At 30.6% G+C, this 14,684-nt stretch carries 18 protein-coding genes; 5 read left to right on the top strand and 13 right to left on the bottom strand.

Annotated elements, in window-relative coordinates:
- Nucleotides 1-124: 124 nt before the first annotated feature.
- From BTO06_RS02420 to BTO06_RS02455, 8 genes are all read right to left on the bottom strand, one after another.
- The gene (locus BTO06_RS02420; RefSeq protein ID WP_100923802.1) at nt 125-577 is read right to left on the bottom strand and encodes a GAF domain-containing protein; all 453 of its coding nucleotides are present in this window, start codon (nt 575-577) and stop codon (nt 125-127) included.
- A 2-nt stretch (nt 578-579) separates the two neighbouring features.
- Nucleotides 580-1,410 (bottom strand): pseudouridine synthase, encoded by an 831-nt coding sequence (locus BTO06_RS02425; RefSeq protein WP_198517123.1) that lies wholly within the window; start codon nt 1,408-1,410, stop codon nt 580-582.
- Nucleotides 1,411-1,494: 84 nt separating this feature from the next.
- Nucleotides 1,495-2,418, bottom strand: coding sequence for a geranylgeranylglycerol-phosphate geranylgeranyltransferase (locus BTO06_RS02430; protein ID WP_100923804.1), 924 nt, complete (start codon nt 2,416-2,418; stop codon nt 1,495-1,497).
- Nucleotides 2,419-2,421: 3 nt separating this feature from the next.
- The gene (locus BTO06_RS02435; protein ID WP_100923805.1) at nt 2,422-3,348 is read right to left on the bottom strand and encodes a mevalonate kinase family protein; all 927 of its coding nucleotides are present in this window, start codon (nt 3,346-3,348) and stop codon (nt 2,422-2,424) included.
- A gap of 45 nt (nt 3,349-3,393) precedes the next feature.
- Complete coding sequence (locus BTO06_RS02440) at nt 3,394-3,891, bottom strand: toxin-antitoxin system YwqK family antitoxin (RefSeq protein WP_100923806.1); 498 nt, start codon at nt 3,889-3,891, stop codon at nt 3,394-3,396.
- Nucleotides 3,892-3,910: 19 nt separating this feature from the next.
- The gene (locus BTO06_RS02445) at nt 3,911-4,990 is read right to left on the bottom strand and encodes a diphosphomevalonate/mevalonate 3,5-bisphosphate decarboxylase family protein (RefSeq protein ID WP_100923807.1); all 1,080 of its coding nucleotides are present in this window, start codon (nt 4,988-4,990) and stop codon (nt 3,911-3,913) included.
- Nucleotides 4,991-5,022: 32 nt separating this feature from the next.
- Complete coding sequence (locus BTO06_RS02450; protein ID WP_100923808.1) at nt 5,023-5,730, bottom strand: LytR/AlgR family response regulator transcription factor; 708 nt, start codon at nt 5,728-5,730, stop codon at nt 5,023-5,025.
- Nucleotides 5,723-6,781 (bottom strand): sensor histidine kinase, encoded by a 1,059-nt coding sequence (locus BTO06_RS02455; RefSeq protein WP_100923809.1) that lies wholly within the window; start codon nt 6,779-6,781, stop codon nt 5,723-5,725. The genes BTO06_RS02450 and BTO06_RS02455 overlap by 8 nt, the downstream gene beginning before the upstream one ends.
- 200 nt (nt 6,782-6,981) lie before the next feature.
- On the opposite strand from BTO06_RS02455, the gene BTO06_RS02460 reads away from it, so the two are divergent.
- The 3 genes from BTO06_RS02460 to BTO06_RS02470 all read left to right on the top strand — a co-directional run bounded on the left by BTO06_RS02460 (nt 6,982) and on the right by BTO06_RS02470 (nt 8,709).
- Nucleotides 6,982-7,356, top strand: a complete 375-nt coding sequence (locus BTO06_RS02460; protein WP_157811713.1) for a MotA/TolQ/ExbB proton channel family protein — start codon at nt 6,982-6,984, stop codon at nt 7,354-7,356.
- Between the two features lie 116 nt (nt 7,357-7,472).
- A complete protein-coding gene (locus BTO06_RS02465; RefSeq protein ID WP_157811714.1) occupies nt 7,473-8,423 on the top strand; it encodes a serine hydrolase domain-containing protein in 951 nt (316 codons plus the stop codon).
- Nucleotides 8,424-8,472: 49 nt separating this feature from the next.
- Nucleotides 8,473-8,709, top strand: a complete 237-nt coding sequence (locus BTO06_RS02470; RefSeq protein WP_100923811.1) for a hypothetical protein — start codon at nt 8,473-8,475, stop codon at nt 8,707-8,709.
- Here the strand turns inward: BTO06_RS02470 and BTO06_RS02475 are convergent.
- Nucleotides 8,706-9,476, bottom strand: a complete 771-nt coding sequence (locus tag BTO06_RS02475) for a sterol desaturase family protein (protein WP_100923812.1) — start codon at nt 9,474-9,476, stop codon at nt 8,706-8,708. The two genes, BTO06_RS02470 and BTO06_RS02475, sit on opposite strands and share 4 nt — an antisense overlap.
- 128 nt (nt 9,477-9,604) lie before the next feature.
- Between BTO06_RS02475 and BTO06_RS02480 the strand changes: the two genes are divergently transcribed.
- Together BTO06_RS02480 and BTO06_RS02485 are read left to right on the top strand one after the other, a co-directional pair.
- On the top strand, nt 9,605-10,222 hold the full coding sequence (locus tag BTO06_RS02480) for a hypothetical protein (protein ID WP_100923813.1): 618 nt from the start codon (nt 9,605-9,607) through the stop codon (nt 10,220-10,222).
- 18 nt (nt 10,223-10,240) lie between these two features.
- Complete coding sequence (locus tag BTO06_RS02485; protein ID WP_100923814.1) at nt 10,241-10,534, top strand: hypothetical protein; 294 nt, start codon at nt 10,241-10,243, stop codon at nt 10,532-10,534.
- A gap of 1 nt (nt 10,535) precedes the next feature.
- On the opposite strand, the gene BTO06_RS02490 is transcribed toward BTO06_RS02485, so the two are convergent.
- Genes BTO06_RS02490 through BTO06_RS02505 form a run of 4 tightly spaced genes read right to left on the bottom strand, consistent with a single transcriptional unit; the run spans nt 10,536 to nt 14,604 of the window.
- Nucleotides 10,536-11,747 carry an NAD(P)/FAD-dependent oxidoreductase gene (locus BTO06_RS02490; protein WP_100923815.1) on the bottom strand — a complete coding sequence of 404 codons (1,212 nt, stop codon included), beginning with the start codon at nt 11,745-11,747 and terminating at the stop codon, nt 10,536-10,538.
- A complete protein-coding gene (locus tag BTO06_RS02495; protein WP_100923816.1) occupies nt 11,744-12,673 on the bottom strand; it encodes a GYDIA family GHMP kinase in 930 nt (309 codons plus the stop codon). Before BTO06_RS02495 ends, BTO06_RS02490 begins: the two co-directional genes overlap by 4 nt.
- 1 nt (nt 12,674) lies before the next feature.
- Nucleotides 12,675-12,857 carry a hypothetical protein gene (locus BTO06_RS02500; protein WP_100923817.1) on the bottom strand — a complete coding sequence of 61 codons (183 nt, stop codon included), beginning with the start codon at nt 12,855-12,857 and terminating at the stop codon, nt 12,675-12,677.
- A 13-nt stretch (nt 12,858-12,870) separates the two neighbouring features.
- Entirely contained in the window at nt 12,871-14,604 is a 1,734-nt protein-coding gene (locus tag BTO06_RS02505; protein WP_100923818.1) for a hydroxymethylglutaryl-CoA reductase, degradative, read from the bottom strand.
- Between the last annotated feature and the right edge of the window lie 80 nt (nt 14,605-14,684).

A 14,684-nucleotide genomic window follows, 5' to 3' on the forward strand; every position in this document is an offset into this window, starting at 1 on the left:
CCAAACCTTCATAATTAGGGATGTGTTTACTCATCTTTAGGGGCATTAAATGATTAGTAAAATTGTTAATAACTTCTACGAAAATATAGAAAAAAACTTAATTTCCAATTATTTACACATCTTTTTATAAAAAAACTGTAATTTTTTCACATATGTATTCTAAAAGTTTTTCATCTTCTGTAGAAAAAGGATTTATAGTATGCGAGTCAATATCAATTTGTCCGATATTTTCGCCATCAATGAAAATTGGAATGACAATCTCTGATTTTACCTTCCACCCACACGAAATATAGTTGTCTTGTTCAGAAACATCTTGTACCACAAAGTTTTCATTACTTAACGCAACTTGTCCACAAATTCCTTTGCCAAAGGGAATAATAGTATGTTCAGTTTCTTCACCAGCGTATTGAGCAAGCTTTAATTCTTCTTTATCTCCATTTTTGAAATAAAACCCTACCCAATCATAATATGTTATTTCTGATTTTAAATAATTGCAAATCTCTTGTAGTTTTTCTTCTCTAGTACTTTGAGAAGCTATGATTGAATCAATGTTCGATTTTAAGTTTTCTAGAACCAATTTTAAAGCATTTTTAAATTATTAATTTCTTGTTGAGTTAATTCTCTATATCTTCCTCTTGGCAAATTCTTCTTTGTTAAACCTGCAAAAATTACACGATCTAGTTTTGTAACATGGTAACCGAAGTTATCAAAAATCTTTCTTACAATTCGATTTCTTCCAGAATGAATTTCAATTCCTACTTCAGTTTTCTTTTCACCTTCTACGTAAGAAACAGCATCAATAAATACACGTTTTCCTTCGATTACAACATCTCCTCTTAGCTTATCTAAATCGGATAAACTTAATTTTTTATCTAATGAGGCATGATATAACTTTCGAACGTTATGCTTTGGATGCGTAAGTTTTTTAGCCAATTCACCATCATTTGTAAATAATAATAACCCAGTTGTGTTTCTGTCTAATCTTCCAACAGGATAGATACGTTCTTTGGTCGCATTACCAACTAACTCCATTACAGTTTTTCTACCTCGATCGTCTTCCATTGTAGTAATGTAGTTTTTAGGCTTATTTAAAAGTATGTATCTTTTTTGTTCTAAAGAAATTAAACTTCCGTCGAAACGAACTTCATCTCCAGGTTGAACTTTGTATCCCATTTCAGTTACTAGATTTCCGTTAACCGTTACGCTACCATGTTCTATATATGTGTCAGCTTCTCTTCTTGAGCAAATCCCTGCGTTCGCTATAAATTTATTTAAACGAGTACCTGTTTCTTCTTTGGCCTTATTTGAAGCAATTGGTTTGTTGGGCTTTCTGTTTTTGAATTGTTTTTTATTTCGAGGATTGCTGCTATTTCCAGTTTGTCGTCCTCTCGACGAGTTATTTCTATTCATGATATAAAAAATTGAGGCCGCAAATGTAATTCAAATATTTGGTTTTCAGGCGGCAAACATGCGAAAAAATAACTAATTTAAGATTTAGTTAAATTGAGAAATTATTTTATCTAAAAGTAGTGATTTATCAATTAATAATAAACTGAATACTCCGATTAGTAGTAAGACTTTTAATATGTTATGAAGTAATTGATATTGTTTTCTGCTATTGGCTTTGAACAAGTAAAATCCAATAAATATTAAAATAGCGCATGCGAAATAGAAATAATACTTCATATAAGCAATCCCGTTGTAACTAAATAAAATGATCGTTGGGATAAAAGTAAGCGTTATTAAGAACGTTATAAATCGTTTCGTCTTTTTTTCACCATATGCTACAGGGAATGTTTTATAATTATTTACCACAGCCCCTTTAATATTTTCTAAATCTTTAATTAGTTCTCTCACCATAATTATTAAAAATAGGAAAACGGCATGTATAAAAATGATTTGTGAAAAATTTTTATAATGAATAAATATTACGAAAAAAGGTAAAATTGTGAGTATAGTCGCTGAGATTAATCCTATTAGAGGAAATCTTTTTAATTTATGAGAGTATAACCAAATTCCAAAAGTATACGTAGCAAAAAAAATAGCAGCTCTCCAAGAAACCAGCCAGCCAAAGCAAAAGCCAATAAAATTGAGTAGAAAATAAAGTGATAATTTTGTCTCTTGCCTTATTTGAGCGTCTAAGCCTGATTTTAATGGACGGTTAATTCTGTCAGCTTTTACATCGTAAAAATTATTGATGATATAGCCAGATGCAACTACTGATACTGTAGCTAAGACCAAATAAAGTAAATGCCAGTCAAATAGAACAGGAAAAATAGTTTTTTCTTCGGAGAAAATAAATATAGCAGCCAAATATTGTGCAGTAACAAGAATTAAAATATTATATCCTCTTACCACAGAAAATAAGCTTAAAAATTTAATTGCAAGTTTATTTTTATTAGAAGAGATGAGACTCATGTGTTAAAATCGATAAACGATTTCTAGCTTGTAGTTTTTTAAACTTTCTTTAGCTTTTTCGAAATCTTCGGTAAATCCTAAGATATAACCACCACCACCTGAACCACAAAGTTTTAGGTAGTAATCATTTGTTAAAATTCCATTTTCCCAAACTTTATGAAAAGCATTTGGAATCATTGGTTTAAAGTTAGCTAAAACAATTTTGGACAACTTTTTTACATTTCCAAAAAGAGACGTTACATTTCCTTTAAGAAAATCCTCAATACAAGCATCGGTGTATGTTACAAATTCCTCGCTTAACATTTTTCTAAAGCCTTCATTTTTCATTTTATTCATGAAAATATTTACCATTGGCTCAGTTTCACCTGTTTGCTCTGAATCTAATAAGAAAACAGCTCCTTTACCTTCCTTCTGTGATGGAATACCAGTAGCTTCAATGTTTTCTTTAGAGTTAATTAAAATTGGAATACTTAAATATGAGTTTAAAGGATCTAAGCCTGAGCTTTTTCCATGGAAAAAAGATTCCATTGAAGAGAAAATTTCCTTAAGATTTATAAGTTTATCTCTTGTTAAGTTTTCAAGTACTGTAATTTTGTTTTGGGCATACTTATCGTAAACTGAAGCAACAAGAGCACCAGAACTACCAATTCCATATCCTTGCGGAATTGACGAGTCGAAATACATTCCTGAGGATATATCTTGTTTTAAACTATCTAAATCAAATGAAACTAATTCTGTTTGTAATTTTTTTAGATACTTGTAAAAAGCATGCAGACTTTCATTAGATTTTTTTGCTTCCCCAGTTAAATTTTGGGCTGTTTTTAAAGCTCCTTTGTATGAGTTAAAAGGAATCGCTAAACCTTTAGAGTCTTTAATGATTCCGTATTCCCCAAATAATAAAATTTTAGCATAGAAAAGAGGTCCTTTCATCTTTTTTCAAGTTTAGCAACAAAGATAGGTATTATTTAGGGATTCTTAATATTCATTTTTATAAAAGGTTTTCCAGATGCCAACTCTTTCATTATCTTTATATTTACCTTTTGTTTTTATTTTTCCATTTTTATAAAAAGTTTTCCAGATTCCTTGGCGTTTCCCATTATTATACCTCCCTTGTTCTTTTAATTCACCTGACTCATAAAATACTTTTCTAACACCGTCTAATTTTCCATTTTTATAATTAGCTTTATGAAAAGGCTTTCCGTTTGGATGGTAGTAAGTTACTAAACCATCAAAATATTCTTTGTTTGGTTCATTTATTGTGCTAAAACCTTCCATTTGAACTTGACCATTTTTGTAATAGTCAACAATCCAATATCCACTTTTTACTTTTTTAGGTTGAGGACGATAGTATACACTGTTGTCTTCCGAAGTTTCCTGCCAATTTTTATCAAACCAAACAGTTTTTTGTCCATAACTCGATAAAAAATAAAAGCCAGTGAGAAGTATTGTCAATAATTGAGTAACTTTTTTCATAATGCTAGGGATAATTTAGTTACATGCTTTTTGCACCTAAACCGGTGTTATCACAAATATAGTTATTTTTTTGGCAATATATTTTTAACTTATTGTCTACTAGTTTTTTAATTTTTTCTTTTTCTTGTTCAGGATATAACAAGTGAACGTTAGCTCCAGCATCAAGAGTAAAACAAACATTGCTATCTGTTTCTTCTCGATATTTCCAAATTTCATTAATGATGTTCAAAGTGTTTGGCTTCATTAAAATAAAATATGGGTTGCTTGTTAGCATCATGGCGTGAAGAGTTAAGGCTTCGCTTTCTACCAAATTAATGAATTCTTTTATTTCTCCAGACTGTAAAATTTTAGATAATTTACTCAAATTATTATTAGCTTGTTTAAAACGATTTTCTGCATAGGGATGATTATGCATTAAATTGTGTCCAATAGTACTAGACACTTGTTTTTCACCTTTGTCAACTAATAAAATAGTGTCTCCGTAATTCTGAAAAATTTTATGAACATGATATGGGAATTTTACACCAAAAAAATCTGAACTTCCTTCTATTTCTGGATGTTCTCCCCAAACAACTAATGGTCCTTCTACGCTTCGGCTTGCACTTCCAGAGCCTAATCTCGCTAAAAATGAAGCTTTCTGATTGAAAAAGTCTTCTGTCATGTTCGGGTTTAGTTCTTTCTCTAAACTTAATAGACACATAGCAATTGCGCTCATTCCACTTGCCGATGATGCGATTCCACTGCTATGGGGGAAAGAGTTTTCAGAACTTATAATCATTTCGTATTCGAAAATATAGGGACAGTATTCTTTAATTCTGTAGAAAAATTTAGCAATTTTTGGTTTGAAATCATCCTTCTTTTTACCCTCAAAATATAGTTCGAATTGTGGCTCTTTACTTTTTGAAATTCTTGTAAACTTAATTTCTGTAGTTGTATGACAACTATTTAAAGTAAAGCTGATTGAAGCATTCTTTGGTAGTTGAGGTTCACTTTTTCCCCAATATTTTACTAGTGCAATATTACTCGGAGTTTGCCATGTAAAAGAAGCGTTCTCAATAGTTTCAGTAGTTCCTTTAAAAGTAAAGTCTGTAGTGTTCAAAATTGAAATTTTTTGTAAAGATAGAGCTTAGCTTACATTCCAGCTAATTTTTGTAAAACACTTTCTTTATAGCTTCTACTTATGGGTAATGCTTTTTTTGAAACCTCTATAAATTCATTGGTGTAAGAATGAATTTTGTTAATTGAAATAATGTAAGATCTGTGTATTCTTATAAAAAGATTCTGCGGAAGTTTATCATTTATGTTACTGATAGTTTCTCGTGTAACAATAACTTCGTTGCTTAAATAAATTTTGATGTAATCACTCAAGCTCTCGATGTAAAGTATATCATTAAAAGAAACTTTTATCATCTTTCGTTCGGATCGAATAAACAAGAAGTCGCTTTTTTGCTCTTGGTTGAAAGTTGTGTTAACAAGTTGACTTTCTTTTGGTAATTTTTCAATGGCTTGTAAAAAACGATCAAAGGCAATTGGTTTTAAAAGATAGTCAACTACATTTAAATTAAAACCATCAATTGCATAATCTCTATATGCAGTGGTAAAAATTATATGAGCTTTTTTATTGATAATTTTAGCTAAACTCAATCCGTTTATTTCAGGCATATTAATATCCAAGAAATAGAGATCAACATTATCTTTTTGTTCAAAACTTAAGACTTCAACCGCGTTTTGGAAACTTCCAAGTAATTTTAGGTTTGGAGTTTTTTCGATAAAACTTTCTATAATTTCTCGTGCTATTGGTTCGTCATCCACCACAACACATTTGTATGTTTTATTCATTTTTAATAGGAATTTTTAGAAAGGTTTTAAATTCCTCTTTTTCTGAGGATATTATTAGGTCAAACTCATCATTAAAAAGCTTAGACAATCTTTCTTTAATATTAGTTAAGCCGATTCCTATTTTTTCAGTTGGTTTATTATTTGCTGAATTTGAACATGAAAAAGTTAAAAAATCTTCTTCTAATTGAATGTTTAATGAGATGTTTAAAACTCCATTTTTTCGAGCACCATGTTTAAAGGCGTTTTCTACAAAAGGCAATAAAAGCATCGGCGGAACAAGAATGCTGTGCGTGTTTTTTAGAGCGTTAAATTCAATATCTAAATTATCACCAAACCTTATTTTTTCTAAGGATATGTAATTTTTAATGTGCTGAATTTCATCTTCCAAAAGGACTTTTGGTTTGTTTACCTGGTAAAGTATGTAATCTAATAAACCAGAAAGTTTTAAAATAACTTCTGGTGTTTTTTCTGATTTTTTTAAAGCAAAACCATATAATGTATTTAACGTGTTAAATAGAAAATGCGGATGGATTTGCATTTTTAAATATTTTAATTCTTGTTCCTTTAACTGAAGTTGAGTAGCTAAAAACTTATTTCGGAGCACATCACTTTTTAAAGCGGTTTGATAACTATTAATCAGTAATCCAAGTACGATTACGATTAAGGTTATAAAATAAACTCCAAAAATAATATAGGGTACTGTTTTCGTTAGTGGATTAGCGTCTTCAATTACTAAGTCATGCGATAAAACCATTCCGTAAAATATAGAAAGAGCAATAAAAAAGAATGAAATAATAAAGGTGTAAATCGAATATAACCCGAATAAAAATTGTTTTTTGGTGAGTAAATATTTAGGAATTAGAAAGTAAAAAAAGAAGTATCCTAATGCGATTGTGATTGGCATTAAAAAAAAAGTAAAATTATTTATGTAAGCCGTATTTGTACTTCCATAACCCAAGTAATAGGTGAAAAAGAAATACACACCTATCCAAAATAAAATATGAATCACTATACGTGTTAATTCTTTTAAAATTAATTTTACTCTTTTCATTAATGCAATATTAATTTTTTTAAAGTAATATAAGAATACTTGCGACGAAATTCAGGTTTTCTTCTGTTTTCTACCTAATTGCTAAAAGACTTATTAATCTTGTTGAGTTAATTGTTAGTTTTGTTATTCGTCGAAATGAAAATTATTGGACTATCCTTGCTCATACTTTTGAAGCAAATTAATTTAAAAAACAGAATACTATGAACTTTTTAATTTTAGGAGAGCTTTTTAAAAGAATGAACGAAGGAGGACCGATATTTATGTATCCTATATTCCTTTTGTTATTAACATGTATCGGACTTTCAGTAAAAGCATTTTTGAAAGGCGATCCGAATAATAAAATCAAAGAAATAATAAGTCATTTGAGTTTATTTGCAATGGTTTGGGGATTTTTAGGAATGATGATTGGTTTAATTGGTGCTTTCGATGCGATATCTGCAACGAATAACGATATTGCTACACCTGTATTAGCTGGGGGATTAAAAATTGGTTTGTTATCTCCAGTATTTGGAATGTTTGTCTTTTTAATCGCTAGATTAAGTCTTATTGGACTAGCATTTAAGAACAAGAACTAAAGTCTTTTAATATGATTTTAGAGACTGTTGTAAAAAGATTTTCAATCTTAATAGGATGTCTATGTCTTTTTGTGAGTTGCGATAAAAAACAAACTCTCGATAATTTACTCTTAGAGATGGAAACACAGAAAGAGGCTATGGGAACTGTTTCTATTTTTAAAGATGGAAGTGAAATATATAATGCTTCTTTTGGATACAAAAAACTTGAAAGTAAAAAGAGAGCTAACGAAAATACTCGCTATTGGATAGGTTCGGTATCCAAAACTTATACGGCTACGATTGTTCTCCAATTGATTGAGGAAGGAAAAATTTCGTACAATAGAAAGTTGGGTGAGTTTTTTCCAAGTATTGTGAATGCCAATGAGATTACAATTAAGGATTTACTATTGCATAGGTCTGGTTTACATAATGTAACAAATGATCCTTCTTTTGAAGTTTGGATTGCAGAACCTCGAGACAGAAAAGAAATGATTGCACGAATTAAAAAATATAATTCGGATTTTCAACCGAATAAAATGACTAAATATTCGAATACAAATTATGTTTTACTGTCTTACATTATAGAAGATCTGGAGCAAAAACCTTTTGAAGAAATTTTAGAGGAAAGAGTTTTCAAGAAACTTAACCTTCAGAGAACATCATTTAATGATACGCTGAATTTAGCAAACAACGAGGCAATGGATTATTTTCCTGAAAACGGAGAATGGTCACCAATTGTGTATCAAACGAATTTAACCGGCACAATGGGAGCTGGTGGAATTATTTCCACAGCGAGAGAGGTAAATGTTTTTTACAGTGGCTTGTTTGGTGGTAAATTTCTTTCTGCAGAAACTTTGAAAACAATGACAACACCTGTAGGAGATGACTTAGGAATGGGAATCGCTGTGAGTACTATGAAAGGATATGATATTTATGGTCATACAGGAAGAATTGATGGTTTTAGATCTATGGCAGCATATTTTCCTGAAGAAAAATTATCAATTGCATTAACTTTTAATTGTGGGAAAGGTTCTATGACAAAGAAAATGAAACGGGTCTTAAATGCATATCGATATACATTTAAGTAGATTTGATTAAGAATACCCAATTCAGAAATGAATTGGGTATTTTTGCATTATGGAACGAAAAATAAAATTGATTTGGGACTTTAAAGGACCTGATGCGTTAGAAACAGCTAAACATCATTGTATTCACTTAAAAGAATTTGCTCAAATTGATAATCTTAATTATCATGAAGTAGCATATAACGAATTGAACGAAATGTATACAATGGCCTTCATAACAGTAGATGAGTCTAATATGAAAATTTTCCGTGATGCTTTAAAACCTCACCGAGGCGAACTTGCCGATTAATTCATTTGTTTCTCAGTGGTTTTTTCGAAAGTAGCGTCGTAATCTTCTCGAATAGTTCCCATAATTCTATCCCAAAAAAGGAAATATAAGCCATAGTTTCCATTAAACCTTTTATGGTGTAAATTGTGAGATACAGATGTGTTTATCCATTTTCCAATAGATGTTTTATGGAATCCCTTGGGGTATAATTCAAATCCAAGATGTCCGTAAACATTATAAATTATCTGGAAAAGGAAAAAGAATCCAAAAGCAGAAATATGTACGGGTAAGGTAAAAGCAATAATTGGTGCAATTAAAGCTTCTAAAAATCCTTCAAGAGGGTGAAAAGCGTAAGCAGTCCAAGGAGAAGGATTGGTAGATTTATGATGGATTAAATGAACTTTTCTGTATAGTTTTGGATGATGCATCATTCTGTGCACCCAGTAAAAATATGTGTCATGAATGAATAGCATCCAAACCCAACTGAATATGTAATAACCAATGCTATGCTCACTAAAGTCGAAATATATATTCGTATAAGAAATTAGATAAAAGAAAATAACTAATGAAACTGTTGCGAATATTGATACAGAAATCAAGGAATATCCAATATCTCTCTTGTAGTCCTTTAACTTCGGAAGTTTTTTTTGAATTTTTCTAAACCAAAAAGACTGTTTAAAAAAAACGTAAAAAAGAATAAACGCTAAACTGGCTGTTAAAAAATATCTACTCAATATAACGTAACCTCCATTTAGCCAGTAATCTAAAAAGTTATCACTTTGTGTCATATATTAAAAATAAGTGGAATTAAATTTTTATCAAAATCTTACCTTAAAGATTTTCGGAGTTTAACTTATTAGGTTCATAGTTCCTTTTAAGTTAAAATATTGTATTTTGTAAGTTATATTAAGTTTTTATGTTTGATAAGTTATCACTTTTCATTTTATTTATTGTTGTTGGGGGTTATGGTCAGCATGATTTTTCTACTTACAATGCGCATAAATCTTTATTAAAATCGATTAAGGTAAGTGATGAGGTTATTGAAGGTAGAACAGCTTTTTTTGAGAAACAAGCGGAAGAAAAACCATTAATGTTTCAGAAAACAAGAGTTCGAATCGGAGAGCTAAATCGGTTGGCAAATAACCTTTCAAAGTTTATTGTAAATACTCAAAAAGAAGTAAATACGGAACGTGTTATTTATGATTTATTGGACGATGATTTTTACCGAAAAATTTTATTTAAACATAACGGAAGCTTAACAAAAGAAGGTAAGAAACTGAAAATAAAAATAGATAGCTTGTACGATATTTCAATTCGCGTAAATGTGCATCGATTATCTCAGTTAGAAAACTTTTCAGAAGATCATTTTAAAACTAATGGAGAATATTATGATCACGATGGCAATCAAATATCTTTTTTCGATCAGCTTTTTTACGATAAAACAAATTACGGAATCATGATGTCTATGAATTATTTGTTACTAGATGTCAAAACATTTCAATTGCTGTATTACGGTACAGTAATGAGTTATTAATTTTTAAAACAAACCGACATGTATTTAATTAATTTACAAGCAGAACCTAAAAAAGGAACAGAGTATTATGAAAAAGTAGCAGGGGCTTTTGTAAGTGTTTACATTGATTATGCAGACGCAGAAGGAGCTATTCATTTAGCAAAATACTATACAGAAGAAGAAGGCTGGAAAGTAGATAATGTAGATGATGAATTTTTTGAAATTGAAGATGAAAAAGAATTAGATAAAGAAAACCGTGAATTTTATGACGAGGCCAAAGAATACGGATATACAATGGTATTTAATTGTTATGAGTCTGACGAAGAAGAATAAACTACTCTTCGGCTAAAGCATTAGCACAAATCCAACCACCAGTCCAAGCGTTTTGAAAGTTAAATCCTCCAGTTACAGCGTCGATATTTAAAATTTCCCCAACGTAAAATAGGTTTTTATGGAGTTTGCTTTCAAAGCGTTTGAAATTAATTTCTTTTAAATCAATTCCTCCAGCTGTTACAAATTCCTCTTTAAAAGTTGACTTTCCATCTGCATTGAATGTTGCTTTTGTAAGTTGTTGAACAAGAGATGATAATTGAGTTTTATTGGTGTCTGCCCAATTTTGTTGTAATCGAATCTTACTGGCAATAATTAATCGTTCCCATAATCGTCTTGGAATTTCTGAAAAAGGAGATTTTAAACCGATTTGTTTACGTGAGTTTTTATTTTTTAGTTCTAGAAGTTTTTCTGAGATTTGTTCTTCTGATGTTGAGAGCCAATTAATACTAACACTGTATTTGTAGTTTTTATCAGCTAAAACTCTTGCTCCAAAAGCAGAAAGTTTTAACACCGCAGGGCCACTCATTCCCCAGTGAGTAATTAATAAAGGACCATAATTTACTAAGTTAGTTCCGTTAATTTTCACTGTAGCATTGGGTACAGAAACTCCTCCTAAATCTTTAATTCGATCATCTTTTATGTTGAATGTAAATAAAGATGGAACAGTTGGAATAATAGTGTGATTTAATTTTTTTGAAATATCCCAAATCTTTTTACTACTTCCAGCTGCAATAACTAGTTTATCCGCAACGAACTCTTCCTCTTTAGTTTTGATAATCCATTGTTTATTTTCTTTGTTAAAAGTTGTAACACCTTTACTAGTAAGGACTTTAATATTTAAACGTTTAATTTCTTTGTGAAAACAATCAATAATCGCTTGTGAAGTATTTGCCTCAGGAAAAACTCTATTATCGCTTTCAATTTTTAGAGGAAGTCCTTTGCTTTCAAACCATTCAAAAGTATCACCAGTCATAAACTGATGAAATGGTCCTAGAAGTTCTTTTTGTCCTCGTGGATAAAATTTTGTTAGTTCTTTAGGTTCAAAGCAAGCATGAGTTACATTACATCTTCCGCCACCAGAAATCTTTACTTTTTGTAAAACATCTTTACCTTTTTCAAGAATTGTAATGTCTAAATTCGGATTTAATTCTTTCGCATTTATTGCTGTAAAAAAACCTGCGGCACCGCCACCGATAATTACAATTTTACTCATAAAATCATGTCTTTGTAAGGAATAACAGTTGTATATCCTTTCTGTTTAAAAAATTCTGGTGTGTCTTGGTTTCCTGTTGCTAAAACGAAATCACCACCCCAAGCTCCTAAACTTTTTACTTGTCCAAAATAATCTGAGAATAATAAATCTTTTACTTTAGGTAGCTCAACAATAGATGAAATAATTGTTTCATGTTCAGCTATATAAAGTTCAAATTCTGATAAAGATTTGGTAGAAATCATCTTTTTTGATATTTCTGAAATTCTATTTATCTCTCTTTCTATAAGTTGTTTCTTTTCTCGATATCTTTTAATTCCTTCTCTACTGTTTTGTTTTTGGTTCAAGTACACAAAAAATAAATTGTCTTTGAAAGTAGGAGAGAAGTTAACTTCTGAAATAATAGGTTTACTATCTTTTAAGGTATAGAAAATAGGAGTGTTATGTTTAGCACAAGCTATATCATAACCACTTCCAGAAAACGCATTCCAAAGTAAGTCAAACGGATTAACATTTGCCCATGTAGCAATATTATTAATTAAAGTAGAAGAACTTCCTAATCCCCAATCTTTCGGAAATGTTAGATTCGTTTTAACAAAATATCCTTTTTCGGTTTGTAAGAAATTTGGATTTAGTTTTCTAGCCTCTTGCAGCATATTCTGCAACGTTTCAGCAATAGTTTCAGAATTACCGTCTTCGTCAGAATTGAAAGTAGCTGAGGTTAATCGAAGTTTCGGTAGGCTGAATTGCGCTTCGAACCAACAATTTCCTTCATCGGTAAAACTTCCCCAAACAAGAACAGGTTCTTCCACAGATTCAATCACTAGATTTTGACCGTATTTAGTAGGAACAGCTAAGGAAGTTGCTCCGTCTAATACAACATATTCTCCAGTGAGTAGTAATTTTCCGTTTGAATAGAATTCCTTCAATTTATGATTCTTTATGAGTGTTATTCCTTTTTCTTTTTAAAAACACAGCTATTATTAAACAAATGCCGATGAAAATACCACTAAAAGCATCTGTTAAGTCTTTGTCTGAATAAACACCATAAACAGAAGCTAATATTGCGAGAACACCTATTATGATAACTAATATCTCTTTTGATCTTTTCATTGATATTGATTGTCTAAACTAATCCAAATTGTTTGAAATGATGCGTAAAATGCTTCACTTGAAACTTTTTCCAATATTCGAAATCTAAATCTCCAAAAAAAGGATGTGTAATGGTTCGCGAAGGATCTTTTTCAAAAACTTCAAAAAATATGTTTACTTGATTAATTAGATCATTAATAGCTTCCTCAATTGAATTAAACTTTAAAGGGGTAGGGTTTTCTGATAAGAATGAAGCTTTAAAACCTAATTGTAATTCATTTTCCGTATTTAAAAAAGGTTTTCTTCTTGCCGCTTTTTCATCATCTACGAAAATATCTACTTTCCAATTTCCATTCGGAATTTTTGTAACAGCACTTAAATGTTCAATCATTTGTTGTGCATTCATATCTCCGAAAATAGGTTCAGAATTTATTGTTAAAGATTGAAGTTTACTTCTTACGTTTTTTTCATTTGAAAAATCTACCCAATTAACTTTAGGTTTTCGTAGTGCATTGATTTTTTCAACTACAGCACTATGAGAAACAGTTCTATTTTCAAAATAAGCAACAACTTCCTCTTTTTCATTTTTGGTTGCATTATGCTGATTCAAAATATTCATCAAGTGCATTTTCATATGTCCATGTTGAATACCTTTTGTTGTCAATGCTCTTAAAGCTGCAAAATTTTGAGCTAAACCAGCTGCTGCAATAATTTGCATTAAAATTCTAGCAGAAGGTTTTTGCATCATATCTAACGAAAGTTTTGCCATAGGATGTAAAGCAGTTAAACCTCCCACAGTTCCTAAAGCCAACGGAATTTCAATCCAAAATCTGAAAATACCACCTTTTACTTCGCAATGCGTTAAACTAGTGTATTCTCCATTTCTTGCTGCATAAGCATGTGCGCCAGATTCAATCGCTCTAAAATCATTTCCAGTAGCTAGAACAACAGCATCAATTCCGTTCATAATTCCTTTGTTATGAGTCACTGCTCTATAAGGTTCTATTTCAGCAATCTTAACAGCTTGTTCAAATTTATAAGCAAACTTTTCTGGGTTTTCACCACCTAAATCTTTAATCGGACAGCTTACTTCAGCGCGAACTAAACATTCTGGCACATAATTAGACAGAATACTCATGACGATTTCAATATCTTCATTTTGAAACTTTTTGGCTATTGCTTCTAAACAAGAATTTATGAAATTAGCTCCCATACTATCTTTAGTTTCAAAAGTTACGTGAAGTTGGTAATAATCTTGTAATTTGTATGTTTTATCTACAAGTTTAATGTCTAAAATACCACCACCGCGTTTTTCCATATTTTTAGTGATAGAGGCAGTAGCAGCATAAAGTTCAGTTTTTTGTAGTTCGAAATAGTTGTGAAGATCTGTCTTATCCCCTGCATACATAAAATGAACTTGACCAATTTTTGTTGTCGAAAGTACCTCGGTTTTAAATCCACCTCTAGTACTCCAATATTTTGCAACTTTTGAGGCGGCGGCAACAACTGAACTTTCCTCAACAACCATAGGAACAACATATTCTTTCCCATTAATTAAAAAGTTTGGTGCAATACCATAAGGCATGTAAAAGTTTGAAATAGTATTCTCTATGAAATCGTCATGGAGTTGTTGTAATTTTTCATCAACATTCCAGTATTGTTTTATAGTTTGAAGGATTTCAGGTTGACTGTTGAAATAGTTTTCAGCCAACCAATCAATTTTTTCTTCTTTACTTAGTTTTGAAAAACCAGAAATAATCTTCGACATTCATCTTATCTTTAAAGAAAACAAAGATAAATCTTTCAAAGAAAACACATTTATTTATCGCAGTTTTCTGTTAATTTACT

The organism is Tenacibaculum sp. SZ-18, assembly GCF_002813915.1.
In the GTDB taxonomy this organism is placed as follows: Bacteria; Bacteroidota; Bacteroidia; order Flavobacteriales; family Flavobacteriaceae; genus Polaribacter.

Excerpts from the sequence above, each read along its gene's own strand:
- BTO06_RS02480 (WP_100923813.1), top strand. The coding sequence starts at position 9,605 with ATGTTTGATAAGTTATCACTTTTCATTTTATTTATTGTTGTTGGGGGT.
- BTO06_RS02475 (WP_100923812.1), bottom strand. The coding sequence starts at position 9,476 with ATGACACAAAGTGATAACTTTTTAGATTACTGGCTAAATGGAGGTTAC.
- BTO06_RS02440 (WP_100923806.1), bottom strand. The coding sequence starts at position 3,891 with ATGAAAAAAGTTACTCAATTATTGACAATACTTCTCACTGGCTTTTAT.
- BTO06_RS02500 (WP_100923817.1), bottom strand. The coding sequence starts at position 12,857 with ATGAAAAGATCAAAAGAGATATTAGTTATCATAATAGGTGTTCTCGCA.
- BTO06_RS02425 (WP_198517123.1), bottom strand. The coding sequence starts at position 1,410 with ATGAATAGAAATAACTCGTCGAGAGGACGACAAACTGGAAATAGCAGC.
- BTO06_RS02470 (WP_100923811.1), top strand. The coding sequence starts at position 8,473 with ATGGAACGAAAAATAAAATTGATTTGGGACTTTAAAGGACCTGATGCG.
- BTO06_RS02490 (WP_100923815.1), bottom strand. The coding sequence starts at position 11,747 with ATGAGTAAAATTGTAATTATCGGTGGCGGTGCCGCAGGTTTTTTTACA.
- BTO06_RS02455 (WP_100923809.1), bottom strand. The coding sequence starts at position 6,781 with ATGAAAAGAGTAAAATTAATTTTAAAAGAATTAACACGTATAGTGATT.
- BTO06_RS02435 (WP_100923805.1), bottom strand. The coding sequence starts at position 3,348 with ATGAAAGGACCTCTTTTCTATGCTAAAATTTTATTATTTGGGGAATAC.
- BTO06_RS02430 (WP_100923804.1), bottom strand. The coding sequence starts at position 2,418 with ATGAGTCTCATCTCTTCTAATAAAAATAAACTTGCAATTAAATTTTTA.
- BTO06_RS02485 (WP_100923814.1), top strand. The coding sequence starts at position 10,241 with ATGTATTTAATTAATTTACAAGCAGAACCTAAAAAAGGAACAGAGTAT.
- BTO06_RS02465 (WP_157811714.1), top strand. The coding sequence starts at position 7,473 with ATGGAAACACAGAAAGAGGCTATGGGAACTGTTTCTATTTTTAAAGAT.
- BTO06_RS02460 (WP_157811713.1), top strand. The coding sequence starts at position 6,982 with ATGAACTTTTTAATTTTAGGAGAGCTTTTTAAAAGAATGAACGAAGGA.
- BTO06_RS02450 (WP_100923808.1), bottom strand. The coding sequence starts at position 5,730 with ATGAATAAAACATACAAATGTGTTGTGGTGGATGACGAACCAATAGCA.
- BTO06_RS02505 (WP_100923818.1), bottom strand. The coding sequence starts at position 14,604 with ATGTCGAAGATTATTTCTGGTTTTTCAAAACTAAGTAAAGAAGAAAAA.